Below are 26,479 nucleotides of genomic sequence, written 5' to 3'. Positions count from 1 at the left end.
TCTATTCCTCCACTCTAAGCGCAATTCCAGTATGCGCGCCCATTCTAATGCCATTTCCTACCATCACTGCTTCTCCAAAAACAAGCTGATAGTTCCCCTGAAGCGGATAAGTTACCTCTTCCTCACCAAAATGAAGTAAAAAGATAAATTCACCTCGCTGATAACTGAGTACTTCTCCATCCAACTTCAAAAAAGTATATTCCATCTCTTTAAAATCATTTTCTTTACGAAATGCGAGTAATCCTTGATAAAATCGCCACATCGTTCGTGCTTCTTTTTCCGGCAAAGTCGCCATTTTAATCCATGATTCACCTAGAGTAAATGGCTTTCCATCTGGGAAAATCATCGGCCCACGTGCTTTGTCACGCGTTTTTTCAATAGCAATTTCGAGTGCTTGTTTTTCATCTGAACCAGTTTGTAAAGCTTGATAGTACGCGGCTGTCCCTTGAATATCGCGCATCTCTTTTACGGAAGAAAACGTTAAATCAGGCATACCCACCTCTTCTCCGTAGTATATAAACGGCACGCCTTTCGCAGTTAACATTAAAAATGCGAGCAACTGGGTCTTTACTATGTCTCCAGATGCGAGGCGACTTCTGAACCTGCTCATATCATGACTTCCAAAGAAAAGCGTCGGCCACTGCCCTTCATTTAATGCCGTTTCCATCTCATTCAATGTCGTAAATACAGATTTTGCATCTAGCTGATCAACACTGCCAAAATTAAAATTAAATGTGACATCTAGCATTTTTTTCGAGCTATATCTAGCAATTTCAGCTAATTGGTCCGAGCTAATTTCGCCTACTAGAAACACGTCGCGCTCTTTTCGACAAAAGGAAGCGATATCCTCTAACGCTTGTTCTAAGCCACTCTGATTACGGTCATACACATGCTCCATTTCACCAGATGTGACTGGATTATCCGGAAATTCAAGTACGAGCGTTAAATTATTGATAACATCTAACCTGAATCCCGCCACTCCCTCATTCAACCAAAACGCTAAAACTTGCTCCATTTCTGCGCGAACAGCTTCATTCGCCCAGTTTAAGTCAGCCTGTTCTTTTGCAAAACTATGATAGTAATACTCGCCAGTAAGTTCATCCATTTCCCAAGCAGAACCACCAAAAAACGATTCCCAATTATTTGGTTTTTCTCGCCAAATATAATAATCTCGTTTAGGATTCGTCTTACTACTACGCGACTCCTTAAACCAAGCATGCTCTGTTGGCGAATGATTTAATACTAAGTCGATAATAACTTTTATTCCTCGAGCATCTGCCGCTTTCATAAACGCTCGAAAATCAGTCATATCGCCGTAATCCGGGTTAATATCGCAGTAATCAGACACATCATAACCATTATCCACTTGCGGTGAAGGATAAAATGGAGTCAACCAAATACCATCAATTCCCAAATCCACTAGATAATCTAATCTGCTCGTTAAACCTTTAAAATCACCTAAACCATCGCCATTACTATCTTGAAATGATTTCATATAAATTTCATAAAACACACTACGACGCCAAAATTCCAAGTTCAGTCGCTCCTTTTATTTCAAAGTAAATTGCATTCCTTCTTGGAATTTCTTCGAGAAGAATAAGAACAAGATAATAAGTGGAAGTGTTAGTAACACAGATGCCGCATACATTGGCCCAGGATAGGTTGCATATGGTCCAAACATTTGCGAGATTAGCACATTCAATGTGACCGTTCCATCACTCTTCGTTACAAGCATATCCCAAAGTAAATTCGTCCATCTGTCTGTGAAAAGGAATAAGAAAATAACGGTCGTAATTGATTTAGACATTGGCAGCACAACCCGAAACAAAATCTTCAAATCACTCGCCCCGTCCAGTTTGGCAGCTTCAATTAATGTATCTGGAATCGCTTTGAAAAAGTTGGTATACATAAATACAGCCCATAAGCTAAGCATAGTCGGGATAATCATTCCCGCATAGGTATCCAATAAACCAAAGTCCGTAATCATTAAAAACTGCGGAATCAGCAAGATGATTGCCGGGAAAAACATTTGAAATAAAATCGCATTATTAACAATTTTCTTGCCCTTAAAATCCACTTTTGCTAGTGCGTAGCCTACCATTAGGCCGAAAAGCAACATCAAGCCTGTCGCAATGGTGGAAACAATAATTGTATTAATAAACGCATGAATCCACGGCGCCGGTGCCGCAACAACTGAATTACCAAATAACCAATCCCACGAACGAGTAGTGAATTCTGTAGGAATCAACTTTTTATCTACCTGATCCCAAGCAGCAAATGAGTTTAATACTAAATAAATAAAAGGATAAATCATGACTAGCATAAGTAATGTTGTCAGTATATAGCGAACAATTTTACCCGCTTTACTATTATGTCCAACCATTTCTTTGACCCCATTTCTCAAGCATTTTCTTAATAACACCAATCGATGCAAATGTTACAGTAGCAGCCATTAGAGAAATCGCTGAAGCATAACCAGAATTCAAGTTAACGAATGCTTGGTTAAAAATTTCCATTTGCCATGTATTTGTTGCAAAGTTCGGTCCACCACCAGTCAATTGGTAAACTTCGGTGAAAATCCCAAAACTAACGCCTACCGCTAAAACAATTACGGTAAATAAAGCTGGATATAGCATCGGAACAGTGACTTTCCAAAATGTTCTAAATCTACCAGAACCATCCATTGCTGCAGCTTCATAAATTTCATGATTAATGCTAGCAAGTCCAGAAATTAAAATGAGCGCATAGTAACCAGACATTTTCCAAGCTATCATCAGTGAAATAATAACGAGCGCCGACATTGGTGTCCCGAGCCAATCGATATCCCAACCAAAATGCCCGCGTAAAAACACATTCAGCGCACTATTGTATGAAAGTAACCCTTGCACAATAAGCGAAGTTACAACGCCTGAAGACAAATACGGTAGGAAAAACGCAACCAGATAAAGTCCTTTAAATTTCGGCAAGCCGTTCACTAATACCGCGACAATCATCGAAATAATTAACGCCATAGGAACAAAAACAATCAAAAATTTATAAGTAACAAAAAAGGCTGCTTGAACTGCTGGACTAGTAAACGCTTTAATAAAATTATCAAAGCCAACAAAATTAATTTCCGGACTCATCATGTTCCAATCAGTTACAGATAACCAAATCGACCAAACAAGCGGTACTAAGAAAAATATCGCAGTGAATATGAGATACGGGCTGGTAAATGACCAGCCCAATTTGTTATTTCGCCGCTTCATTCTTGAAGCACCCCGTCCTCCGCTTTCTTCATATCTGACCAAGCTTTAGCAGGTTTTTTCTCCCCGCGTACAATCGGATTCCACGCTTCTTCACCAATGATTTGTTGAATATCATTATATTTTGCGTCATCCATCGCAGGGATACTATATGGTACATTAGCTGCATAAACTTCGAGTTCTGGATTTTCTTTAAAGAATGCTGTGAAAGTTTCGTTTTCTGTTGCATCATCACGCGCAGGAATTAAGTTAGTTGTTTCTAAGAATTTCAAGTCATTTTTGTCATCGTTATAAACAAATTTCAAGAAATCCATTGCTGCTTCTTTTTCTTTATCTGTCGCTTGTGCATACATTACAACGCCTTTCGAATCAGCGTATGTAGCAACATTTTCTTCATTCGCCATGTTATCTGGTACTAGTGGCGCTGTGATTGCATAGTTTTCGTTATATTTAAGTTCCGGGAATTTTTCATCCCAGTTAGGGAAAGTCCACGGGCCATTATCTGCCATGATGCTTGTTCCAGTTTCAAATGGATCTGTTGCTTTACTTGCAAGAAGTAATTTGTTTTTTTGCAATTCGGACATAAATGTTAATAACTCTGTTCCAGCTTTATCGTCTGCTACTAATTTGCCATCTTCTACAAATGCATTTCCTTTAGAAGCTGCATCATAAAGTGGGAAGAAATCAAACCAGCGCATCCAAGCAGTTGGATCAGATAAATCACCTTTTGCCCAAAGAACTTTGTCTGGATATTTCGCTTTTAATTTTTTACCAACTTCAAGCGCTTCACTATATGTTTTTGGCGGTGCATCATAGCCAAGTTCTTTCAGTGTATCTAAACGCCAAGCAAAAAGAATTGGATTGGAGTAAACTGGTAGCACATATTGGTTTCCGTCAGAGAATTTCCAAGAATCCATTGTTTCGCTCATGTTTCGTTCTTTGACAACATCATCAAGTCCTTTTACATCGTTCAAAGGGACAATCGCTTTACTGTCAGCTAATTGTGCAGCGAAACTACGATTGATATTTTCAGACATGGTTGGTGCCGTTTTAGAGGCAATAGCTGATTGGATAGTTGCTTCCGAAGATGGGCTTTCTTTCATTTGGGAAACTTCAATCGTTACATCTGGATTTTCTTTTTCATAAGCTTTTGCCATTTCATCCCAATATTTTACTTGCGTTGGATTTGGAGCTGCCCAAAACGTTACTTTTGTTTTACCATTATCGTCACTTTTGCTGTTTCCACCACCACAAGCAGTAAGTAATGACCCAGCAACCACAACACTAAGAGCTGCAATAGCAATTTTTCTAATCTTCATATCAATAATCCTCCTAATTCCACTTTTTGTAATTGTAAGCGCTTGATTACGATTACATTATCACATTACATTTTTGTAATGTCAATAATTACTTTTATAAAACCTAATAAAATTGAGGTTAATTTACCCATAAAACAAAAATGAATAGAATTACTTTCTACATTACTTTTTAATTATAAAATTTTTGCTATTTTGTGAATTTACTTCTATAATAGAATAAATAGAGGAAAACGGAGGGGAACCATGAAGAAAGTTACGATGCAGGATATTGCTGACAGGCTAAATATAACCAAGAATTCAGTCTCGCAAGCTTTAGGCAATAAAAATGGGGTTAGCGAACAAACTAAACTAGCCGTTTTTAAGATGGCAGATGAGCTAGGCTATAAATATAAAAGAGAAATCGCGCGTGAGGTTGTGAAAGAAAAATTTGCGCTTTTAGCAACTTCTTTCGCCCTTTCGCAGCGCAGTTTTTTTGGCGAAATTATCGATAATATGAAACAAAGCATTATCGCTCACCAAGCCGAACTTATTATTTTTCCAGTTACGGATGAGGAAGCGTCTACTAATCAATTACCAGAGCAGCTCACAAGCGAGAACTGGACTGGGATTTTCTTACTTTCGCATATAAACACGGATTATAGTAAAAAAGTTATCGATCTCGGCATGCCCGTTGTGCTTATAGATCATCATGATCCGCATCTAAAAGCCGACGCGGTTATCAGTCAAAATAAAGATGGCGCTTTTATGGCTGTAGAATTTTTAATTCAAAATAAGCATCAGAAAATCGGTTTTCTCGGTGATGTTACTTTCTCTCCAAGTTATGAAGAGCGGCTAGAAGGATACAAAAAAGCTTTGCACTACTATCACATTCCTTTTAACGAAAAATACGCCATCACTCGTATCAAAGAAGAACAAACGACATTATATAGAACTTTAGATGAACTGGACGAACTCCCTACTGCTTGGTTTTGTGTCAACTCAGGACTTGGGTTTATTCTCAATACTTACTTGCAATCAAAAGGCTATAATATCCCTAATGACTTATCGATTATTTGCTTTGATAATACCGAGTTTACTGTACTAAGCAATCCACAGCTAACTACAATGTGTACCAACCTAAGCTATATGGGTGAGAAGGCTGTCGAACTCATGTATAATCGCATAAGAAAACCAGATGAAGGGTTTGTTCATCTGGCGCTTGCTACTAATTTAATAGCCCGAGATTCTGTTGGTGAAAACAAAAAAGCCGATTCAGCGAGTGAAAGCTGAATCGGTTTTCTTTATTGAGCATTTAAAACAGCGACATCTTTTTGCAAAAATGTTAAAACAGCTGCAAATAATTTGTCCGCTTGTTCGTCCTGACAAATCACGTGTTTCGAACCTTCTAATATAAATAATTCTTTTGGACCAGGAATACTTTCCATTAAGAAATTAACACTTTTTTCAGCAGGAACTACTTGGTCGGCACTGCCTTGTGCAATAAAAGTTGGAATTTCAATATGCTCAAAAACCGGCTTTGCTAAAGCTACCATTTTTTTGAATTGTAGCGTGGAAGTCCAAGGCGTTTCCGTTACTTTCTTTTGATAACGTTTGAACATCGGGCTGTTTTTGAGCGTTACTTCTTTTGCTTCCGTTAATACTTGCTTGGAATTTTCGACAAGTTGCGGCCATTCCATTGCATTTACGGCTGTGCTCAGAAGTACTAGTTTTTTTACTTCCGGATAATGTCTCGCGAGCCATCCAGCGAGCAGTCCACCCATGGAAAAACCAATAATATATACTTCATCGTCTTCTTTTAGCATTTGGCTTAAAATACTATCTACAAAAACAATCCAATCTTTATACGTCACATTTTTTAAGTGGCGCAGGTGATCATGGCCAGGTAATGTGGGTGCTAAAACATCCCAATCTGTATGCTCTCGCAAATAGTCAGCGAGTGGCTTCACCTCGGACGGCGAACCAGTAAAACCATGAATACACAAACAAGCAACCATTATGCCTTTCCTCCTGTCCAAATTATTACCAATTAAGCGGTAATATGTTCTGTCCAATTTTAGTCGTTACTTAATAATAAGATTTTCTACCACATCTTTCAAGCCCATTCCGTAAGAACCTTTGACCAGTATCCATTCATTTCCATTCATTTCTGAAAGAAGCGCCGTCTCAAGCGATTCTTTCGTGTTAAAATGATGAACTTTTCCCTGACCAATTTTGGCTTCCGCTATGTCACCAAAAGCTTTCATCGCCTCACCATACAAGAAAATCTTCTCAATCATACCCTTTTCTAATACTTCGGCTGATTCTTGATGTAACTTTGTCGACAAATCTCCAAGTTCCAACATATCAGCAAGGACCAAATATTTAGGTTTGCCGCTCGAATCCATATGCATAAATGTTTTTAAAACCGTTTTTAATGCTGTTGGACTAGAGTTATAAGCGTCATTCAAAATACGCGCGCCACTTTTCGTTGTAATCCATTCTAAACGACTTTTAGAACGTTCCATATTTTTCAGCGCAGATTGAATTTTTTCACCTTCAATTCCAATTTCTCTTGCCGCAAGCATCGCCGCCATTGTATTGAAAACATTATGTTCACCAATAATAGGGACAAAAATTTCTAGCTCCGGCTCCCAATTAGTTATAAAAGAAGTGCCTTCCGCTTCCGCACGAATTTCTAACGGATAAATTTCCGCAGCTTCCGACTTACCAAAAGTAAGTTGTCTGAAATCGCCATTAATATTTCCTAGCAGCAAAGTTTCTTCGTGCGGATAAATTAAAATCCCGCTTGGATTAAGCCCGGCAGTAATTTCCAGTTTTGCTTTGGCAATTTCTTCACGCGAACCAAGATATTCAATATGCGCCTCGCCGATATTCGTAATAATCGCGATATCGGGTTTGGCAATTTTGGAAAGCACTTCGATTTCATGACGATGATTCATGCCCATTTCAAGTACAGCAACTTCGGTATCTTCTGGCATCGTTAAAATGGTGTACGGTAAGCCGATATGATTATTAAAATTCCCACCAGTATAATGCACTTTGTACGTTGTTTCTACAATCGCTGCCATTATATCTTTTGTCGTCGTTTTACCATTGCTTCCGGTAATCGCAATAACTTTTGGCTTTACTTGTTGGATATATTTCGCCGCTAATTCTTGAAGTGCGAGCAAAGTATCTTCTACTAAAATAACCGGGAAATCCTTCGGTGGATTGGGTACATCTTTTTGCCAGAAAGTAGCCACTGCACCCATTTCTCGCGCTTGACTCACAAATTCATGTCCATCGCGTACATTCCCAACAAATGGAACAAATAAATCCCCTGACTTTATTTGCCTTGTATCAAAACAAACGCCAGTAATGACGACATCGCGAAATGCATCTACATGGATGGAACTATCTAACATTGCTACTACTTCGCCTACTGTTTTTTTCAAATTAAATCTCTCTCTTCCATAAAAAAGCAGCTTCCGCATATGAAAACTGCTTTCTTGTTTATTTTAGTCTTCTAATTTATATTTAAGTGCATTTTTGGCTGCGTGGCGTTCTTTCGCTAAATCGACTAATCGTTCAATTAACGCTCCGTACGGTAAGCCCGTTTCCTGCCAAAGAAGAGGATACATGCTGTACGGTGTGAAACCAGGCATTGTATTCACTTCATTTAAGAATAACTGATTATCTTCCGTTAAGAAAAAGTCCGCTCGCACTAGTCCGCTTGCATCAAGCCCTAGGAATGCTTGAACCGCATATTCTTTCATTTGTTCCAAGATTTCCGGATCTACTTCAGTCGGAATAATTAACGCAGTATTATTATCCTGGTATTTTGCTTTGTAATCGTAAAACGTAGCAACTGCACCTTCTGGCAAAATTTCACCCGGAACAGAGCAAACTGGCGTATCATTTCCAAGTACGCCCATTTCGATTTCGCGCGCAACAACACCTTGTTCAACAACCACACGACGGTCATATAAAAATGCTTCTGTCATTGCGTCCGCTAATTCTTTTTTGTTCGTTGCCTTACTAATACCAACACTCGAACCAAGGTTTGCTGGTTTTACGAAAACTGGATAGGTAAGTACTTCTTCCATCTCCGCAACCATTTCCGCTTGATAGTTCTTCCAATCAATTAATCGAACAGCAACTGCTGGAACTTGCGGGATTCCAGCATCTGCAAAGATTTTCTTCATCACGATTTTGTCCATTGCAGCAGAAGATGCCAAGACCCCGTTACCAACATATGGAATGTTTAATACTTCGAACAATCCTTGAACAGTGCCATCTTCTCCGTTTGGACCATGTAAAAGCGGGAATACGACTGTCTCTTGTCCGTCTGCTTCTAAAACGGCCGGGCTAATCGCTTCCCCTTCTGATTTTTCTGATTCAGTTGTTGCAAGTTTTATTGTATCTGTAGCCGAAAAACGTAATTGTTCAACAAAATCTAACTTCCCAGAAAGAAGTGGTCCTTGAATCCACTCACCTTCATTCGTAATATATATTGGCGCAGCTTCGAATTTTTCTAAATCCAAAGCATTGATAACTGAAAATGCTGTTTGTAAGGAAACTTCGTGTTCAGCAGATTTCCCACCGTATAACAAAATTAATTTGGTTTTCATAATACCCCTCCGTCATTATTCGCTTTATCTATTTTACCATGTTTTGACAGGATGAAAAGGTATAACTAAAAAATAGGTTGAAAAAATCTTCTTTTTTAAATAAGAACCGTGCACGCTTATTCCAAAAAGGACTTTTTCAACCTAAAATATTAAACACCAGATGTTAATTTCAAACCGACCACGCCGGCAATAATCATCGTAATAAAGAGCAATTTGCCGACACTTTTACGTTCTTTAAAAACAATCATTCCAAGTGTCACACTACCAACGGCACCAATTCCGGTCCAAATCGCATAACCTGTACCGATTGGAATCGTCTTAAGCGCGAGGGATAGTAAAAAGAAACTTGCAGACATAAAAATAATCGTCAGTATCGCATATCCAACCTTTTTAAAGCCATCTGATAATTTTAGCATGACAACGAAGACCATTTCGCATAAACCTGCTACGAGTAAAAATATCCAATCCATCGTTATTTAGCCTCCTTTTCAGACTCATTGCCGTCCACTAATTTCAAACCAATAATCCCTGTTAATAATACGATAAGCGAAACGATCTTCCAAAAAGAAACACCTTCTGAAAGGAAAATCATCCCAATAATCGCTGTCCCAGCAGCCCCAATTCCAGTAAAAACCGCATACGCCGTCCCAATTGGAATGGACTTCATGGAAATCGAAAACAAACCAAAACTAACTATCAAAAATGCTATCGTCAAAAGGCTCCACCCTAACATCGTGAAACCATGCGATTCTTTTAGTCCAAAAGCCCAAACAATTTCTGATAATCCTGCCATAATTAAATAAAACCAAGCCAATTTCCTTACCTCCAATTCATTTGAGTAAACTTGCGAGAACTGCCCAAGCAGATTTTCTTCGCAACTCAAATTCCGTTTCATCATAAATGCCGTGTTCCACACTCAGTCCATCAAGAAGTGCATAAAAAACGTGCATCCATCTTACAAGTGCTTCTTCGGATACTATTTTTTCTAACGTTTCGCGTAATATCCGATTCGTCAGTTGTTCATATGTCTTTGTTTCTTCCTTTAATTCTTGAAAAAGCGACTTAGGTGGATAAAAGACGGCACGCTGGAAAAATTTCTTTTCATCAGGATTGCTAGAAAAATCTGTCGCTACAAAGAAAATAGATTGTAGCTTCTTTTCCCCAACCAAATCATCTCGCTCTGCTACTTTCCCTAGTTCTGTTAATTCCATCTGAATACTATCTTGATAAACTTCTAAAAATAGGGCTTCTTTTGATGCAAAATGGGCATATAACGATGGTGTTTTAATTCCAACAGCTTTCGCGATTTCCGAAAGCGCTGTTCCATCATAGCCTTTTTCTGCAAAAAGAGTTAATGCGACTTCTTTGATTAGCTTTTTCGTCATAAAGCACCCTCCTAACTAACGTTCATTAGTTAAATTTTAACAAATAAAAAACCAAACGTAAAGGAAAAAGTTTGATTTTTTATTTTTCGATATATTTCCATTCATTTTGTTTTAAATCATACACTAATTTTGCAACTTCTTCTTCATAATAAATCTTAGAAGAGATTTCTAGTTCTGTCATTTCTTCTGTGAGTCCATGCCCAATTGGTACTTCGATTTGTGTGCGCGTTCTCACGACATCATCGAGCGCAATACAAGCACCGTCTTTAAAATGATCTGCCATTTTTTTCAAAAGTTCAACTGGCGGCTCCGCAACATATTTTTTCTTACCAAACGAAAAAATACCCTTCTCATTAACTAGTTCTGCCGTTTTACGTGCAATGACGTAACTTAGTAACATATAAAAATGATTAAGATTCCGATAATATACTTTATTGTAACGACCGTCTTCCCTAGTTAAGTAAACAAAATTATTTTGTAATTTATAATAAAATGGTGAGCGCAAATGACGCCCAGTATGTGCAAGATAAAGCATTTCCGCTACTTCTTGTGGGGTTAGTTGGTTCAAAAGTTCTACATCTTCAAAATCAATCCAACACAGTGGATTAAAATTCTCTTTGGAAATATTTGCTAAATCGCCTGGCTCTAAGTAGTGAAAAGCTGTGTGTGCATTGTAGGATGCGTCTTCAATATTATGCTTAATTAACAAAATATTTTCAGGGGGCTGTCCCACGCCATTTAAGAAATCACAAAAAGAAATGCCGCTTGTCGCCACATTATTAATAACATGATCAATATGCACATAAATAGATTGTTGGTTAACCGCTTCTTTTTTCATGTATATGCCTCACTCTATTTCTATTTTCTTCTATGACAAAAGCCTTCCATTCCATCATACAACATTTTTGCGTAAAAAGGATAACAGAAACATCAAAACTTAATGACTAATTTATGACAAAGAAAAAAAGTGAAGTTATTTTATATGTAAATCATGCTGCTTTGAGTCATTTTACTTCAAAGCCTCACAAAATATCACATAAAAACTCCACTTTTCGATTTACTGCAATCGAAGTGTCATATTCGGCATCGCTTTATTACTAACCGCTTTCCAAATATCTTTTCGTGATTTTGTTTTTTCAACTACTATTCCTTTTTCTTTGAGCTGACGAATTACTTGATTCAAGTCTTTTTGATTATTATCCAAACTCATCACTCCATCTTCAAAATTTGTTTTCATTCTTTTATTTTTTCTCTCTTTCCTTACTTTAACATATTCTCTTTACTAAGAATACCCTATTAATTAAAAAACTAACCATTATCTTCTCTTTTTTTCAAGAAAGCGTTTGAAACCCGAATTTTTTTAGTTATTTTCCAGTTAATATAAAGAAAAACACCAAAAATCTATACTTCAGCTATGCTTTTATAATCATTTCAGGGCAAATATGTAAAGGTGTTTCCTTTTTAGTATAAAATAAAATCCCAAGAAATAGGCGTTTAATTGGTAAATTTTATTGGAATTGTGTCTTTTTTATGAAGTTTTACAATCACTGAACCATTATTTACTTTCAAGTCATTGTTATAATGCCATTTCCTCTTTTTCAAAGAAGTCATATCTAAGAAAAAACACTTAAAAACGGCTACTATTGGTTCCAATTCATTGCTTAAATAAGCCCTTTTTAAAAAATTTTTTAGTTTTCACAAAATTGTCACTGATTTACTTTTTTTGATGCTATATAATTAAATTACATATTTAAACATCGGAGGAATCGCATGAAAAGACGCATTTTATTAACAATCACCGCAGTTTGTACAGTTTTTAGTATCGTCGGTGGCTACGTATTCTTTACGAGTCAACAAACTACTACATCAGAAAATAAAAGTGCTGTTTCTAAAAAAAAGCCACCAACCACAAAAAATGAAAAACCAAAACAACCACCAAACAAATTAACACTTGGCAAAAATAAAGAGAACTCCCATTTAGAAAAAAACTTCGGAGGTAAGCAATTACAAGTCGAAGGTATAGACGACCGAGCTTTCCAAAGTTCGCTCAAAAAAAAAACCGAAATTAAACTGAAACCAGAAAAAGCACCACCAAAAAAACAGGACATTAAACCAGTAAAACCAATACCAAGCAAACCGGAAAAAGAAGAAGATTCATCTAGTCCCATTTATGAAAAAGCGCGTATTATGACGCCGATTAATAATCAATTAGATAAGTTAGATTTGGCTGTTCTTGAAGCAAAAGAACCACTTATCATTGGTGCTGATGTTACAAAACTCCAACAACTCATTGCGACAAAACAACTTAGCTACAAAGAATTAGCCGGTATTTATTTAAATCGAATCAAGAAATATGACCAAAATGGCCTAACTCTAAATGCAATAACCGAAATCAACCCCACTATTATTGCGGAGGCAGAACAACTAGATAAAGATAATTCAGCCAACAAATCTGCTTTATACGGTATGCCAGTCCTTTTAAAAGATAACATCGGCACAAAAGAACTCCCCACAAGTGCTGGGACTGTTGCTTTAAAAGATTGGGTAATCGGGGAGGACGCTACAATTGTTGAAAATCTAAAAGCAAATGGTGCTTTAATTCTCGGAAAAACCAATATGTCTGAGTGGGCAGCTGGAATGGACGAAGAACTTCCAAACGGCTACTCAGGTAAAAAAGGCCAAAGCAAAAATCCTTATTCGTCGGACTTGGATCCCTCTGGTTCGAGTTCTGGATCCGCTACTGGAGCAACAAGTGATTTTGCAGCAATTGCAATCGGTACAGAAACAAATGGTTCGATTATTATACCTGCGTCTGCTCAATCTGCTGTTGGGTATAAGCCATCTCAAGGTTTAATAAATAACAAAGGTATTATTCCCTTATCAAGCAGATTTGATACACCCGGACCACTAACAAGAACTGTTAATGATGCCTATTTGACGACAAATGCTCTAATAAATACTACTTCCAATCCACCGCTTTCTACGGATTCTCTTCAAGGTAAACGTATCGGTCTTTTAGCGGATGGCGAAAGCAATGAAGAAACAGCAGTTATAAAAAAAATAAAATATGATTTGAAAAAAGCAGGTGCTATTATCATTGAAGGTGTTGCAGTAGGTGAATTTGAACAGTTAGATACTGATTATGCCTTATTACTAAATGCTGACTTTAAACATGATTTGAATCAGTTTTTGAATGTGAACAACGCTCCCATGACGACGTTAGAATCAATTATTCAATTTAATCAGACCAACCCAGCGAGAAATATGAAATACGGCCAATCCGAACTTGTCAAATCACAACAAAGCACAACTACGAAGCTACAAGCAGACAGTTTGGCGAGTAATTTGATTCAGGAGGCGCAAAACGAACTTGACTCTATGCTTCAAAAAGATAAACTGGATGCGGTCGTAACAATTGGCATGGGAGGTTCCGTGACGTTTCAAGCACCCATTGCAGGAAACCCAGAACTGACTATCCCAGCTGGCTATGATGAAGAAACAAATCAACCGATTAGCTTAACTTTTATTACAGCTAGAAATAGTGATACAACCTTATTAAATATGGGGTATTCCTATGAACAACAATCGAAAAACAGAAAAAGTCCTAATTTAAAGTAAAAAAAGCAAGATGCTTTTGGAAATTCCAAAGTCATCTTGCTTTTTGTTTATAATACTTTATCTAAGAAACTAATCGTTCTTTCGTTGGTTGGGTTATCAAAAATATCAGCCGGCTTGCCTTCTTCAACAATATAGCCACCATCCATAAAGATAACTCGGTCGCCAACTTCACGAGCAAAACCCATTTCGTGTGTAACAATCATCATCGTCATGCCGCCTTTAGCTAATTCTTTCATAACGCCTAAAACTTCCCCTACCATTTCTGGATCAAGCGCTGACGTTGGCTCATCGAACAACATAATATCAGGATCCATTGCAAGTGCTCTCGCAATCGCCACCCGTTGTTTTTGTCCACCAGACAGTTGATTAGGAAATTCTTCTGCTTTTTCTCGTAAGCCAACTTGTTCTAATAAACGTAAAGCATTACTTTTCGCGGCTTCTTTATCCATTTTTTTCAATTCAACAGGTGCTAATGTGATATTTTCTAAAACAGACAAATGCGGGAAAAGATTAAAATGTTGGAAAACCATGCCGATATTTTCGCGAACTTTATTGATGTCCACTTTTTTATCCGTAATATTAAAATCATCGACCACTACTTCGCCAGCAGTAATTTCTTCCAAGTTATTCATACAACGAAGAAATGTACTTTTACCAGATCCAGAAGGTCCGATGACACAAACTACTTCGCCTTCTTTTACTTCTATATCAATGCCTTTTAAGACTTCATTTGCGCCAAAACTCTTTTTCAGTCCAGTTACTTTAAGTTTAGTCATTTCGTAATCTCCTTTCTAAACGATCGGATATTTTCGTTAAAATGGTAATAACGATAAGGTACATAATTCCGATGATTAGCCATGTCCAAGTACTTTCGAATGTACGCGCCATAATGATTTTACCCGATTGTGTTAGTTCGACGAGTCCAATGGCCGACATAATTGATGTATCTTTAAGCGTGATAACAAATTGGTTAATAAAGGATGGAATCATCATTCGAATTGCTTGCGGTAGAACAACTTTCATCATAGCTTTTTTATGTGGTAAACCAAGACTTCTTGCTGCTTCCATTTGTCCTTTGTCGACTGATTGAATACCACCGCGAACGATTTCGACCATGTAGGCACCGGCGTTCAAGCTTAGCGCGATAACCCCGGCTAAGAATACAGGCATCCTGAAATCAAGTGCTGCTGGAATACCAAAGTAGAAGAAGAATGCTTGTACAATTAATGGTGTTCCACGGAAGATATCGACATAAACAGTCGCAATCCCGCGCAAGATTTTGCTATTGCTCACTTTCATAAATCCGAATGTAATCCCAATAATGAAGGCGATTATTAGCGAAACTACGGCTAATCTAATCGTCAACCACAAACCGGATAATAGTGCTGGCCAAGAAGATTTAATAATTCCCATAAAGCCTTTTTCAGTTGTATTTTCTTTAATCGCATTTTTACCTAAATAGTTTTTTAAAATTTTTTCATATTCGCCGCTTGCTTTAATATTAACTAATCCAGCATTGAATTTCTCTAAAAGTTCTTGGTTTTTGCCTTTGTTGACAGCAAAACCATAGGAGTTTCCTTTTTCTTTCTCAGTAACAATTTTTAAGCCGTTACCTGTTTGAACACCGTAAGCTAGTACGGGATAATCATCAAAACATGCTACAGAATTTCTTGTTTTAACATCGTCATACATTTGAGCTGAGTCGTCAAACACAACAATATCAAAGTCGTATTTATCTTTGATTTTTTCTGCGAAGGCGTAACCTTCTGTACCTGTTTTAACAGCTACTTTTTTTCCTTTTAAGTCGTCGTAAGTTTTGATTTCGTCGTTATCTTTCAAAATCCCCATAACGACACCAGAATCAAAGTATGGATCGGAGAAATCAAACTTTTGCTTACGTTCGTCTGTAATACTCATCCCAGCGATAACACCGTCTACTTGGTTAGCTTCTAGTGCTTGTACCGCTGCATTGAATCCCATTGCTTTAATTTCATATTTAAAATTTTGATCTTTTGCAATTGCTTTTAGGATGTCCATATCAATTCCGACATGTTCTCCATCTTTCTCAAATTCAAAAGGTGCAAAGGTTGTGTCTGTTCCAATCAAGTAAGTTTCTTCCGCAGCTTTTGCATTTAACCCGTTTCCTGTGAAAATAAATGCGGCAACACAAGCGATTGCCATCATTAGTATGAAGCGTGAAAATTTCTTCATATTGTGTCCTCCCTCTATATGTGTTTAACTTTAATTAAATGTTTTATGTAGCATAAATTTTTTCCGTACTCGTAAGATTTTACCATAAGGGTAGGTTATTGACCATAGTTATTTAAGATAAGATTTTCAACACAACAAAGAGAAGAAGCTAACCCTTATGAATTAGCTTCTACTGATTGGTTATTTGCTTTTCAAAATCATATTCTTTCATTTTTGCGTATGCAATATAAGCACTTTTCGCATTTTCGATAGCCAGGTCTACTTGTTTCTTTTTACCGCCTTTTTGTGGAAATAAACAAGCTTTTCTAAGCTGCTCATTCAGTAAGCTCTTATCTATTTTTTCAGCGATTAACAACTCTTTTGGTCGAATGTTGTTAGGATCTTCATAAAATTGATTGAGAAATTTGGCTAAATCTTCTTGAAGGGATTTTTCAATTTGGAAAACGTGCCATTTACTTCCATTAATTGCGCCATTTCGAACGAAGAAAACGAAGACACTTAAATGGTTATCTTGTTCATAGCAACCAATGATATCCCGATTTTTTAGGCCAGGAAAAATAATATGTTGCTTTTCGATTGTCTCATTAATAGCGTGTATTTTATCTCGAAGTTCTGCCGCCCTTTCGAATTCAAGATTTTCGGTTGCAGTTAACATGTCCCCCAGTAGTTTATCCTTCACATTTTTCACGTCGCCTTCAAGAAAACGACTAATTTTATGGATCTGTTTTTTATAAACTGCCGGATCAATTTCGGCTTGGCATGGACCTAAGCATAATCCAAGATGGTAGTACAAACATGGTCGTCCTGGCTTACCGTCACATCGACAAAGTGGAAACAATTTTTCAATTAGGTCCACCGTTTGTCTTGCGGAAAAACGACCTGGATAAGGACCAAAATAATGCGCGCCGTCTCGCTTTACTTCAAACACAACTTCGATATGCGGATTTTTTTCGTTCGTAATTTTGATATATGGGTAGCTCGTTCCTTCTTTTAGCTGGATATTAAAAGGTGGCTGGTATTTTTGAATTAAGATCATTTCGAGTAGTAAAGCTTCTTTTTCGGAGGTTGTAATAATTAATTCTAAATCTCGAATTTGCCTAACAAGTCTTGCAGTTTTCCCAATTTGTTTGCTATGAAAATAAGACTTTACACGGTTTTTCAAACATTTAGATTTACCAATATAAAGAATTTCATTATTTTCATCTCTATAAATATAACAACCTGGTGATTCAGGTAATAAGGTCAATTTCTTTTGTAATTTATCGTCCAAAGGGCTCCCCCTCCTTCTAGAACATCTATTCTATCCCTAGTCATCCTTTTTGTAAAGACACAAAAAGAACTAGCACAAACTCTTCGGCTAGTTCTCCTCATTTATTATTCGCCCCAGATATCTTTCGCAAGCCGGACAACATATCGCAATTTATCCCACTGCTCTTCTTCCGTCAAAATATTGCCTTCTTCTGTCGAGGCGAAACCGCATTGCGGGCTTAAGCGCAACTGGCTTAGAGGCACAATTCCACTCGCTTCTTCAATCCGTGCTTTAATGGTTGCCTCGTCCTCTAATTCACCTGTTTTGGATGTAATTAAGCCTAGAACGATTTTCAAGTCTGGACGGGTGACATTTTTTAGTGGCGCAAAATCTCCAGAACGTTCATTATCATACTCCAAAAAGAAACCATCGATATTTAGTTTGCCAAATAACGTTTCTGCAACGGGGCCATAGCCGCCCTCTGCAATCCAAGTGGAGCGGAAATTCCCACGACAAATGTGCATCGTAATGACCATATCAGCTGGTTTATATTTGATAGCATCATTGATAAGATTTTTATATGTTTCTTGTAAAGTATCTGGGTCAAAACCTCTCTGGCGAACGACTTCACGCTGTTCATCAGAGCATAAATAACTCCACGACGTATCATCTAATTGCAAGTACCGACAACCGGCATCATAAAATGCTTGAATCGCTTTTTGATACGCAACAGCTAAATCTTTGGCAAACTTCTCCGCATCATCTAAATAAGGCTGATACTCTATATCCCCACGATAATGAAGCATCGCTGGGCTTGGAATAGTTTGTTTCGCGACATGCTTGTCACCCACAGCCTCTTTAAGAAAAATAAAATCTTCTATAAATGGATGTGTCGTAAAGTCAATTGGTCCGGTAATTTTTACCGAATGTGATTTTGTTTGGACTTTGCTGAATTGAATACCTCCAGCCGCATCGTACCCTTCTACCCCGTCCAAATTTTCCAAGAAGTCAAAATGCCACCACGCACGACGAAATTCGCCATCTGTGATTGATTTTAAGCCCACTTCTTTCTGTTTTTCAACGATATATTTAATTTCTGTATTTTCGATTTTGCGCAACTCTGAGACTGTTATTTCACCACTTTGGAATTTCTCTCGTGCGTCCTTAATTCCCTTTGTTCTTAATATACTTCCCACATGATCTGCATAAAATGGTGCTAGTTGATTCATTTTCTTCGCCTCAATTCTCATTATTTTTATGTATAAAAAAACTTTCCCTTAAAAGACAGCTTTTAAGGGAAAGAGTAATTTACCTGATTCGCGTGCCTTATCTGTCAGTGTTACCTGCTGGATTTGGCACCGTGAAACTTCCGGTTGCCAAGGCTTCACGGGGCCAGAACCCTCCACCTTTCTTGATAAGTTGCTATGTAATTGGTTCTTATTATATCGTTTATTTCTTGTGGTTGTCAAATTTATTTCTGAATATTTATGCTTCTGCGATAACTTCGATTTCAATTGCAGCATCAAGCGGTAATTTTGCTACTTGGAAAGCACTTCTCGCGGGAAAATCACTAGAAAAGAATGTCGCATACACTTCATTCACGGCCTTAAATTCATTTAAATCTTTGAAGAAAACAGTTGCTTTAATAATTTTGTCCAGTCCAGAACCAGCTTCTGCTAATACTGCTGCTATATTTTTAAAAGCTTGCTCGGCTTGTTTTGTCGTGCCATCTGCTAATTCGCCGGTTTCCGGGTTAATACCGAGTTGACCTGATGTAAAAATAAGTCCATTCACTTTTACAGCTTGCGAGTATGGTCCAAGTGCTTTTGGGGCTGACGATGTTTGAATAATTTCTTTTGCCATTTTATCCCTGCTTTCTTTTATGGTATGCTTTTATTCTAATCAATAAAGTTTGTTTTAGCAATGAAGGGGGATTTCTAAATGATTTTAACGATATATTTAATCGCGATAACGCTTGTTTCTTTTCTATTATTCGCTGTTGATAAACGGAAAGCAATTAAACACGCTTACCGGATACCTGAATCTGTACTGCTTTTCACCGCTTTTCTTGGTGGGGCGTTTGGTAGCTGGATGTCGATGCAACTATTTCACCATAAAACCCAAAAACCAAAGTTCCGGATTTTAGTGCCGCTTGCGATGGTTTGGACTGTTGGAATGGTGATTTGGTGGTTGTACTGAATTAACAAATCAGTAGCATTACCTCAAAAAAACATCAATTAACTTCTATATTTCTCGATAAAAAAATACCGACCAGAAAAATCTGGTCGGTATTTAGTTTACCTTCTTATTGTCTTTCCTTTATCTGTTGGTTCCTCTTACTGATAGTTTTTCTTTCTTCCTCTCATTACCACCCATAGAAGCATGCTCATACTTAGCAAGCAAATGCCTGTCCAGATTACCCAATTATTTGTTTGGTCTCCTGTTTTTGGTAATGGTTTTGCTGCTTCATATGTTGCAGTATGTTGCTTGTTATCAACTACTTTCAATGGTGTTTTTTCTGTTGATGGTTTTTTAGGATCTGTTGGTTTTGATGGGTCAACTGGTTTTATAGGTTTTACAAATTCTGCTTCTACTTGAATATTAGCTGTAACAGAAAGTTCTTTCTTACCTGCATCCGCTGTTCCTTCATTCGGATCATACGTATAAATCACTTTGTACGTACCAGCTTTATTTACATCTACTGTACCATCTACTTTAATTTTGGAGAAAGGAATTGCTACACCATCTCGGTTTGTCGCACCTATAAAATTAGCTTCTGCTTCCCATTTTCCTCCGTATGGAATGACGCTATCTTTTACAGTGATTTGTGCTTGATTTTTGATTACAGTAATTCGTGCTACTTTTTTCAATCCATCATAGATATAGCTTATTTCATACGTGCCTGCTGTTTTAGAATCAACTTGTCCGGTTACAGTTACATCTTTGAAAGGAATTTGGTCACCTTTTTTATCTGTAGCATTATCAAAGTTGTCTTCTGCTTTCCATTTATCTCCTGTATACATTGTGGAGTCATGGACTTCTAGACTTGTTTTTCTTGGATGAACAGTCAGATTAATTGTCTTCGAAACACCGCCATAACTATAAGTCACTTGGTAAACACCAACTGTTTCTAAATCAACTGCTGGATTTTCCGAAACATTGATTTCATTCCAATTTACTGTGTTTCCGTCTTTATCTTGGGCACTGTCAAAATTATCTTTGGCATTCCAGTTGTCCCCTATATAAATTTCAGAATCATGCGCGTTCACCGCTGTTAAGATGTCTTTTACTTGGATATTAATTGTTTTTGAGACACCGTCATATGTGTACGTGACTGGATATGTTCCAGCTTTGTCTGTATCAACGGTTCCTTTAACTTCGACATCAGCAAAAGCGACAGAATTGCCATCTTTATCCAGCGCACTGTCAAAGTTATCTTCTGCACTCCACGTATCTCCGATGTAAATCGCGGAATCATGTGCGTTGACTGCTGTTAATTTAGCTTTCACTGTTAAAGTGATTTTTTTCGATACTTTTCCATATTTGTAAGTGACTTCGTAAGCACCTGCTTTTGTTGTATCAACGGTTGGTTTTTCTGTGACTGTAACGTCTTCTAGGTCAACCGCATTCCCATCTTTATCAAAAGCGCTGTCGAAATTATCTTTTGCATTCCATGATTCTCCTGCATAGATTGTAGAATCATGTGCACTGATACCTTCTTTATTTTCTACAACAGTAACTGTAATAGTTTGAGAAACGCCATCGTAGCTATAAGTGATAGTATTTGTACCAGTTTCATTTGTATTAACGCTTCCTGTCACTGTTACATCAGCAAAGGCAACAGAATTACCATCTTTATCAAGCGCACTATCAAAGTTATCTCTCGCATTCCATGTGTCACCTGTATAAATTGTGGAATCATGTGCGTTCACTGCTGTTTTTATAGCTTTGACAGTAACATTAATTTTTTTAGAGACGCCATTGTAAGTGTAGGTCACTGGATAAACACCGGCTACTGCTGTATTCACACTTCCTGTAACTGTCACATCGCTAAACGCTATATCAGTGGCACCTTCTTTATTTGTCGCACTATCAAAGTTGTCTTTTGCTTCCCATGCATCTCCTATATAAATAGTAGAATCATGTGCGTTCACCGCTGTTAAATCTTTCGCTACCGTTACTTGAATAGTTACTGAGACAGTTTTGCTATCTTTAGTTATCGAGTAAGTTAATGGATACACACTACCTTGGTTGGAACCATTTTTTATTGCATCTAGTTGTGTTTGACTCACTTGTACTGAATCTAAACGATCTTCTGCGCTTGAATTAACACCATCTTTTACTTCTTCAAAAGCGGCTGTTTTCGCGAGAGTTAGTGCCTGAGCTTTCGTTAATTCAGTGGCTTCTTTATACTCCATCGAAAAGTCAGTCGCACCCATAGTGTAACCGTCTTGTTGCGCAACCTGTCCCTCGGTTCCAGTAACATATACTGGAGCTGTGGAGCTTTGTTCTGTACCAAAAATATCTTGAATTGTAATCGTTAAATCCGTTACGTCAATCGTTTTATTGTTTGTGGAAACACCTACGACAGCAGCTGATCCATCAGCTAACGTTTGTACTGTCGCTACATTGGTATCTGCAACAGTCCATTTGTAGCCATTTGTTGCTGCTTTAATATTCTTAAAGAAGCTTGGTTCAATGGTATCTTCGGCAGCTTGTCCAGTGGTTGAAGCTACTTTTGGTAAAGTGATTTCTAAGCTGCGACCCATTTGAACTTGTTTTTCATTTAAGTTAACTTTTAAATCTTGCGTAGGATTATAAGCATAGTATCCCGCATTGATATATTGTGCGTTTGGTTGTGTTGGATCAATTTCTTTATTCCAACCTTTTTCTGCACCGCTGTATGGTACATCACTGTCTAATGTGACATCTTTTCCTACATTTTTCAACGTAAATTGATAACCTGCTTTTTCTGGGAATTTCACAGCATAATTACCATAGCCTACACCAGAATTGTAATCAAAGCTGTATTTCCCATCACTATTAGTTTTAGTAGTTACATTTTCTCCCGCTTTCTTAGCAGGTTCATAATTAGAGGTTGCATCATTCCACTTATAAAGCTCCACTGTTTCATTAGCTAATGGTTCATCACCTTTTGCTTTTTCATAAATCCCGTTAACATCTTTGTCATTAAATAATGTTCCCGAAACTTCGCCAATGACAAGTTCAGCCCCTACTTTTGTTCCTGATAATGAACCAGAGAAAGTATTGGTTATTACTCGGTAGAAAGGATTGTAAACATCACGTTCACCAATCTTATTCCCTTCCGTCGCAGAATCAAAAGTTTCGTCTACTTTAAGTGGAACTTTGAAAGTTTGTGCTTCTCCAGCATTAATTTGCGTTTTTACTTTAATTCGAACCATATTTACTTTTTCATAATCTGACACTGTCTCTGTATAAATACTAGTTGAGTCATAATTATTTTCATTGGCTTGCGTTGCATAGCTCACTTCAAATTGATTTTTCTGTTCGTCATTAATTGCAAGTGCGCTATTTAACTTCATGTCCCACTTAAATGCTTCACTTTGGAATTTTTCTCCGAAGTTTTGACCAGTTTTTGGGATTGGAATATAAAGTTCAAAAGTGGTTGCTTCCCCATTAGATGCGTTAGTGATTTGAACTGTGTATTCAGCATCTGTTCCTGGTGTGAAGTAAGAAACTGTACTATCATCGCCTTCAGTATAAGCTGCTTTTTCTCCTTCTCCAGCTATGCTCAAGAAAGTTTCCACTGCAACGGTGTCTTGTTTTGGAACACTTAAAGTACTACTGTTAACAGAAAGTAATTTTTCATTGTCTTTGCCATTTTTATTAACATCTAGACCTACATCTGAAAAGTTATTATTGGCAATTGCGGAAGCAACATTGGGGCCGCCCCATGCAAGGACTTCTTGTGCATCCATATTGATACTCTTAGCTAATGTTACATCAAATGTTGTGTCGTAACTGATATTTAGAAATTTACTCTTAGCCGGGTATCCCGTAAATGCCCCTACGGAAACATCCGTTGTCTTTAATACATAAACCTTATCTCCATTATTTGCCGTTTCCTGCTGAATGGAGAAATTAACATCTTTCCCATCTTGGTCTGTCAGTTTAATAGAAGAAGGCAGAACTTTTGTACCTTCTAAAGCACGTAAATATACTTCTGGGTTATTGAGTACAGTTCTAGTCCCATAAGGATAGTCTGATAAAAGTAATGTTGCTTTTGTTTTAATGGTTTCTCCTGGACTAGCTGTTTTTACTACATTACCAGCTTTATCGTAGAAAGCAGCCGTACCATTTGCTGCGGTACTTTCTGTATTTAAAACACTATAAGTTGATGTCGCAGAAGATTTTGTTTCAGCCTCATCATCAGCATCCCAAATGGAACCTTTATATTGAACTGATGTAATTCCTGGCTTAACTTTTCCGTACGAAACAGTTGAGTTCCAACGATAGGTAGCCGAAGCTTCTGTATTCTGATATCCAGGTGAAAAGTCTCCCACATTCGCTTTCACTTCTGTGAAATACTCACCTTCTTGAAGCTCCACTGCGTTTGCATCTAAGCGATACATTTGGTTATTATTTTTAGTGAGCGCTCCTTCATACGTTCGGAATGTGTCGTTTAAATTTGTTTTATATTGAACATCAGTTATTTTATTTTCTGAAATGGTGCTATCAAAAGGGATATTGACCATGTAGGCTTCCCAGTTAGGATCAAATTCAATGTGATACATTTGATTTTTCTTCACACCAGATGTTCTTTTATTATCGATTTGGATACTACCAGCCCAAGTTTCGTTATCCGGGTTGATTGTTCCATTTGCTGAAAATAAATTCATTTTATTATTGGAAGTATCAACTACTTTACAAGTATCTAGAGGAGCTAAAGTAGTTAAATCATTAGTATTGTTAGTTAATGCATCGGTTTCGAATACTTCTCCATCATACGTTGTGATAACCGCATGTGGCGCTTTTGCAGTGCTATAAGTTCCAACAGGCGTTCCTTTAGGCACTTTATATTTGACTCCGTAAATAGAATTATTCGCTGAGTTGAAATTTAATTGCTTACAATCAACTACAACCTTATTTTCACTTGGATAATTAGTAATAGTTAGGTTGGAATTATCCGTTAAAGGCGTACCACCATGATTCACAACGTTTACAAACTCCATACCTTCTGGATAATAAAGCGTCATCTCTATGTTTTTTGCTAGATAATACGCTGATCCACGGTTGTCTAAATTATTTAATCCATTCACAACAGAGTAAGATTTTGTATAGTTATAAGAATCTGTTGTATCTGTGCTTGCAAGTACTTCTGTTAGCCTTTGATTACTATACCAAGTTCGGAACATAGTTTTCACATGATCCTGATTCGTATAACCTACAACCTTATTTCCTTCCGCATGAATCGCTTGTTCCGCGGAAGCAACTGGTGAAGTTGTCTCACCCATAAAAATTTCTGTTTTTATTGGAGTGGCTAAGTCAACTGCTCCGTAATATTTTGCTGCATCTACTCGTACAGAAAAAGTAAAGCTCGCTTTTTCAGTTCCTGGACTTAGCTCATAACTAACTGTTCCAAAAGTGGCTTGATTATATGCTTTTTCTTTATCAGGTACTTTTACCGAAGTAATGGCTATTCCTAGTGGATCACTTGCCCCTAAATGACTTAAAACCCCTTTGTCTACATTCGAACCAGCCTGATAGTTGCTCGGCACTGGCAAAGAAACAAAACGCATTCCATCTGGTAAAGTGAAATTTACTTTTTTGCCAGTAGAAGTATTGTCGCCAAAGTTTACTGTTGCAGTTACTTCTTTAATATCACCGTTTGCCCATGCTGTTTGGTCATAATCAGGTATTTTTAAATCAACCGTTGTTTGTCCTGCTTTAAGTGATTTTAGATTTTTGTTACTATCTTTAGTAGAAGGAGGTTGAATATTATCAGCTTCTTTTTCAGTTACCTTCTCTGTTGTATTATCTTTATTTGCTTCATCATCCGAAACTATATCATTTACTTCATAAGAAGCAGTATATTTTTTAGTTTCTGCTTTTTCTTCGCTTGCATCTTGATAATTAATTAAGAAATTAGTTGTGCCATTTTTTTCGGCTTTATAGCTTACTTCTTGGCCTTCTTTCTTCTCTCCATCAGGTGTTTCAATGGTAAGGATTTTCACCTGATCGTTTTTTGGTGTTACTTTAATGGTTAAATCAGCTGATTTTTTATCTTCAGCCAATTTGGACTGAACTTCATAAGTTAGCTCATCATTCCCATTTTCTTTTGCAAAAACCTTAAGCGCTGTTAAATTTAATTGTCCTAGTACTAGGAAAAATGCCATTAACAGTACGAGGTAATGCCGTGCTCTAGTTGCTTTAATCATAAAGAGTTCTCTCCTCAAAGTATATTTTATAGTTGCGAAATAATGTGTAATCACATTGCAACTCTTATATTACTTGCTAAAAACTTCTATGTACATATGACTAAAATGAGTTTTTAAAATAAAGAATGAATATAAGAATTTTATACAAAAGTTCGTCATATAAAAAAGCGGTTTCCGACACAATTCCGACATATTTAACAAATGAAGAATCGTTATTAATTTTTAAAAGATTCTCCACTTCCCTTTTACAGAGCCATTCACCAATAAAATTCACCACATACACAATTCATCTCATCGTTTTTTTACCTTTTTAGTACTTTTTCCAATAAAACAACTAATTATTAATTTTCACCTGCGCAATGACTACTTATCATTCTCATAAGTTATTTTGGATAGAAAGAAAAAACACAGAAATCCTCCGC

General features: G+C 37.2%; 21 protein-coding genes and 1 riboswitch. Of the genes, 3 read left to right on the top strand and 18 right to left on the bottom strand.

Translation table 11 applies throughout. The annotated features are described in order from the left end of the window. Nucleotide 1: 1 nt before the first annotated feature. From GL301_RS04435 to GL301_RS04420, 4 genes are read right to left on the bottom strand one after another with little or no spacing between them, the layout of a single operon-like run. The gene (locus tag GL301_RS04435) at nt 2–1,534 is read right to left on the bottom strand and encodes an alpha-amylase family glycosyl hydrolase (RefSeq protein ID WP_274758839.1); all 1,533 of its coding nucleotides are present in this window, start codon (nt 1,532–1,534) and stop codon (nt 2–4) included. A gap of 15 nt (nt 1,535–1,549) precedes the next feature. After that, nucleotides 1,550–2,383, bottom strand: coding sequence for a carbohydrate ABC transporter permease (locus GL301_RS04430; protein ID WP_003724791.1), 834 nt, complete (start codon nt 2,381–2,383; stop codon nt 1,550–1,552). After that, a complete protein-coding gene (locus GL301_RS04425; protein WP_003724790.1) occupies nt 2,370–3,248 on the bottom strand; it encodes a carbohydrate ABC transporter permease in 879 nt (292 codons plus the stop codon). Before GL301_RS04425 ends, GL301_RS04430 begins: the two co-directional genes overlap by 14 nt. Further along, nucleotides 3,245–4,564 (bottom strand): ABC transporter substrate-binding protein, encoded by a 1,320-nt coding sequence (locus GL301_RS04420; RefSeq protein ID WP_003724789.1) that lies wholly within the window; start codon nt 4,562–4,564, stop codon nt 3,245–3,247. Before GL301_RS04420 ends, GL301_RS04425 begins: the two co-directional genes overlap by 4 nt. Nucleotides 4,565–4,807: 243 nt before the next feature. Between GL301_RS04420 and GL301_RS04415 the strand changes: the two genes are divergently transcribed. Continuing rightward, nucleotides 4,808–5,833 (top strand): LacI family DNA-binding transcriptional regulator, encoded by a 1,026-nt coding sequence (locus tag GL301_RS04415; protein WP_003724788.1) that lies wholly within the window; start codon nt 4,808–4,810, stop codon nt 5,831–5,833. 11 nt (nt 5,834–5,844) lie between these two features. Here GL301_RS04415 and GL301_RS04410 read toward each other — a convergent pair whose 3' ends face one another. The 8 genes from GL301_RS04410 to GL301_RS04375 all read right to left on the bottom strand — a co-directional run bounded on the left by GL301_RS04410 (nt 5,845) and on the right by GL301_RS04375 (nt 11,763). After that, nucleotides 5,845–6,558: an alpha/beta hydrolase gene (locus GL301_RS04410; RefSeq protein ID WP_003724787.1), complete on the bottom strand. Its 714-nt coding sequence runs from the start codon at nt 6,556–6,558 to the stop codon at nt 5,845–5,847. Nucleotides 6,559–6,624: 66 nt separating this feature from the next. Next, a complete protein-coding gene (locus GL301_RS04405; RefSeq protein ID WP_003741833.1) occupies nt 6,625–7,998 on the bottom strand; it encodes a UDP-N-acetylmuramoyl-tripeptide--D-alanyl-D-alanine ligase in 1,374 nt (457 codons plus the stop codon). Nucleotides 7,999–8,061: 63 nt separating this feature from the next. Continuing rightward, nucleotides 8,062–9,174, bottom strand: coding sequence for a D-alanine--D-alanine ligase (locus tag GL301_RS04400; protein ID WP_003724785.1), 1,113 nt, complete (start codon nt 9,172–9,174; stop codon nt 8,062–8,064). A gap of 149 nt (nt 9,175–9,323) precedes the next feature. After that, nucleotides 9,324–9,644: a quaternary ammonium compound efflux SMR transporter SugE2 gene (gene sugE2 / locus GL301_RS04395; protein WP_003724784.1), complete on the bottom strand. Its 321-nt coding sequence runs from the start codon at nt 9,642–9,644 to the stop codon at nt 9,324–9,326. Between the two features lie 2 nt (nt 9,645–9,646). After that, on the bottom strand, nt 9,647–9,988 hold the full coding sequence (sugE1, locus tag GL301_RS04390; RefSeq protein ID WP_003736027.1) for a quaternary ammonium compound efflux SMR transporter SugE1: 342 nt from the start codon (nt 9,986–9,988) through the stop codon (nt 9,647–9,649). A gap of 16 nt (nt 9,989–10,004) precedes the next feature. Then, entirely contained in the window at nt 10,005–10,559 is a 555-nt protein-coding gene (gene sugR / locus GL301_RS04385) for an efflux SMR transporter transcriptional repressor SugR (protein WP_003724783.1), read from the bottom strand. Between the two features lie 79 nt (nt 10,560–10,638). Continuing rightward, entirely contained in the window at nt 10,639–11,397 is a 759-nt protein-coding gene (locus tag GL301_RS04380) for a hypothetical protein (RefSeq protein WP_003724782.1), read from the bottom strand. 219 nt (nt 11,398–11,616) lie between these two features. Continuing rightward, nucleotides 11,617–11,763, bottom strand: a complete 147-nt coding sequence (locus GL301_RS04375; protein WP_012681186.1) for an Lmo0850 family protein — start codon at nt 11,761–11,763, stop codon at nt 11,617–11,619. A gap of 566 nt (nt 11,764–12,329) precedes the next feature. Between GL301_RS04375 and GL301_RS04370 the strand changes: the two genes are divergently transcribed. Then, nucleotides 12,330–14,177 carry an amidase family protein gene (locus GL301_RS04370; protein WP_070298296.1) on the top strand — a complete coding sequence of 616 codons (1,848 nt, stop codon included), beginning with the start codon at nt 12,330–12,332 and terminating at the stop codon, nt 14,175–14,177. A 47-nt stretch (nt 14,178–14,224) separates the two neighbouring features. Here the strand turns inward: GL301_RS04370 and GL301_RS04365 are convergent, their stop codons facing one another. The 5 genes from GL301_RS04365 to GL301_RS04345 form a co-directional block, all read right to left on the bottom strand. Then, on the bottom strand, nt 14,225–14,953 hold the full coding sequence (locus GL301_RS04365; protein ID WP_003724779.1) for an amino acid ABC transporter ATP-binding protein: 729 nt from the start codon (nt 14,951–14,953) through the stop codon (nt 14,225–14,227). Next, nucleotides 14,946–16,388: an amino acid ABC transporter substrate-binding protein/permease gene (locus GL301_RS04360; protein ID WP_009917534.1), complete on the bottom strand. Its 1,443-nt coding sequence runs from the start codon at nt 16,386–16,388 to the stop codon at nt 14,946–14,948. Before GL301_RS04360 ends, GL301_RS04365 begins: the two co-directional genes overlap by 8 nt. A gap of 169 nt (nt 16,389–16,557) precedes the next feature. Beyond that, entirely contained in the window at nt 16,558–17,658 is a 1,101-nt protein-coding gene (gene uvrC / locus GL301_RS04355; protein WP_010958818.1) for an excinuclease ABC subunit UvrC, read from the bottom strand. Between the two features lie 104 nt (nt 17,659–17,762). Beyond that, nucleotides 17,763–18,866 (bottom strand): 5-methyltetrahydropteroyltriglutamate--homocysteine S-methyltransferase, encoded by a 1,104-nt coding sequence (locus GL301_RS04350; protein WP_010958817.1) that lies wholly within the window; start codon nt 18,864–18,866, stop codon nt 17,763–17,765. Between the two features lie 94 nt (nt 18,867–18,960). Further along, nucleotides 18,961–19,058, bottom strand: a riboswitch (SAM riboswitch). Nucleotides 19,059–19,122: 64 nt separating this feature from the next. After that, nucleotides 19,123–19,500 (bottom strand): RidA family protein, encoded by a 378-nt coding sequence (locus GL301_RS04345; protein WP_003724775.1) that lies wholly within the window; start codon nt 19,498–19,500, stop codon nt 19,123–19,125. A 78-nt stretch (nt 19,501–19,578) separates the two neighbouring features. On the opposite strand from GL301_RS04345, the gene GL301_RS04340 reads away from it, so the two are divergent. After that, nucleotides 19,579–19,836 carry a DUF1294 domain-containing protein gene (locus tag GL301_RS04340; protein WP_003724774.1) on the top strand — a complete coding sequence of 86 codons (258 nt, stop codon included), beginning with the start codon at nt 19,579–19,581 and terminating at the stop codon, nt 19,834–19,836. Between the two features lie 137 nt (nt 19,837–19,973). Here the strand turns inward: GL301_RS04340 and GL301_RS04335 are convergent, their stop codons facing one another. Continuing rightward, on the bottom strand, nt 19,974–26,057 hold the full coding sequence (locus GL301_RS04335; protein ID WP_010958816.1) for a putative cellulose-binding protein LCP: 6,084 nt from the start codon (nt 26,055–26,057) through the stop codon (nt 19,974–19,976). Nucleotides 26,058–26,479 lie beyond the last annotated feature (422 nt).

The sequence above is a fragment of the Listeria sp. LM90SB2 genome (genome assembly GCF_028867355.1).
GTDB lineage: Bacteria > Bacillota > Bacilli > Lactobacillales > Listeriaceae > Listeria > Listeria monocytogenes_B.
This window is presented reverse-complemented; position numbering and strand designations above follow the sequence as displayed.

Coding starts and splice junctions, on each gene's coding strand:
- GL301_RS04430 (WP_003724791.1), bottom strand. CDS start 2,383: ATGGTTGGACATAATAGTAAAGCGGGTAAAATTGTTCGCTATATACTG.
- GL301_RS04425 (WP_003724790.1), bottom strand. CDS start 3,248: ATGAAGCGGCGAAATAACAAATTGGGCTGGTCATTTACCAGCCCGTAT.
- GL301_RS04420 (WP_003724789.1), bottom strand. CDS start 4,564: ATGAAGATTAGAAAAATTGCTATTGCAGCTCTTAGTGTTGTGGTTGCT.
- GL301_RS04415 (WP_003724788.1), top strand. CDS start 4,808: ATGAAGAAAGTTACGATGCAGGATATTGCTGACAGGCTAAATATAACC.
- GL301_RS04410 (WP_003724787.1), bottom strand. CDS start 6,558: ATGGTTGCTTGTTTGTGTATTCATGGTTTTACTGGTTCGCCGTCCGAG.
- GL301_RS04400 (WP_003724785.1), bottom strand. CDS start 9,174: ATGAAAACCAAATTAATTTTGTTATACGGTGGGAAATCTGCTGAACAC.
- sugE2 (WP_003724784.1), bottom strand. CDS start 9,644: ATGGATTGGATATTTTTACTCGTAGCAGGTTTATGCGAAATGGTCTTC.
- sugR (WP_003724783.1), bottom strand. CDS start 10,559: ATGACGAAAAAGCTAATCAAAGAAGTCGCATTAACTCTTTTTGCAGAA.
- GL301_RS04380 (WP_003724782.1), bottom strand. CDS start 11,397: ATGAAAAAAGAAGCGGTTAACCAACAATCTATTTATGTGCATATTGAT.
- GL301_RS04370 (WP_070298296.1), top strand. CDS start 12,330: ATGAAAAGACGCATTTTATTAACAATCACCGCAGTTTGTACAGTTTTT.
- GL301_RS04365 (WP_003724779.1), bottom strand. CDS start 14,953: ATGACTAAACTTAAAGTAACTGGACTGAAAAAGAGTTTTGGCGCAAAT.
- GL301_RS04360 (WP_009917534.1), bottom strand. CDS start 16,388: ATGAAGAAATTTTCACGCTTCATACTAATGATGGCAATCGCTTGTGTT.
- GL301_RS04350 (WP_010958817.1), bottom strand. CDS start 18,866: ATGAATCAACTAGCACCATTTTATGCAGATCATGTGGGAAGTATATTA.
- GL301_RS04345 (WP_003724775.1), bottom strand. CDS start 19,500: ATGGCAAAAGAAATTATTCAAACATCGTCAGCCCCAAAAGCACTTGGA.
- GL301_RS04340 (WP_003724774.1), top strand. CDS start 19,579: ATGATTTTAACGATATATTTAATCGCGATAACGCTTGTTTCTTTTCTA.
- GL301_RS04335 (WP_010958816.1), bottom strand. CDS start 26,057: ATGATTAAAGCAACTAGAGCACGGCATTACCTCGTACTGTTAATGGCA.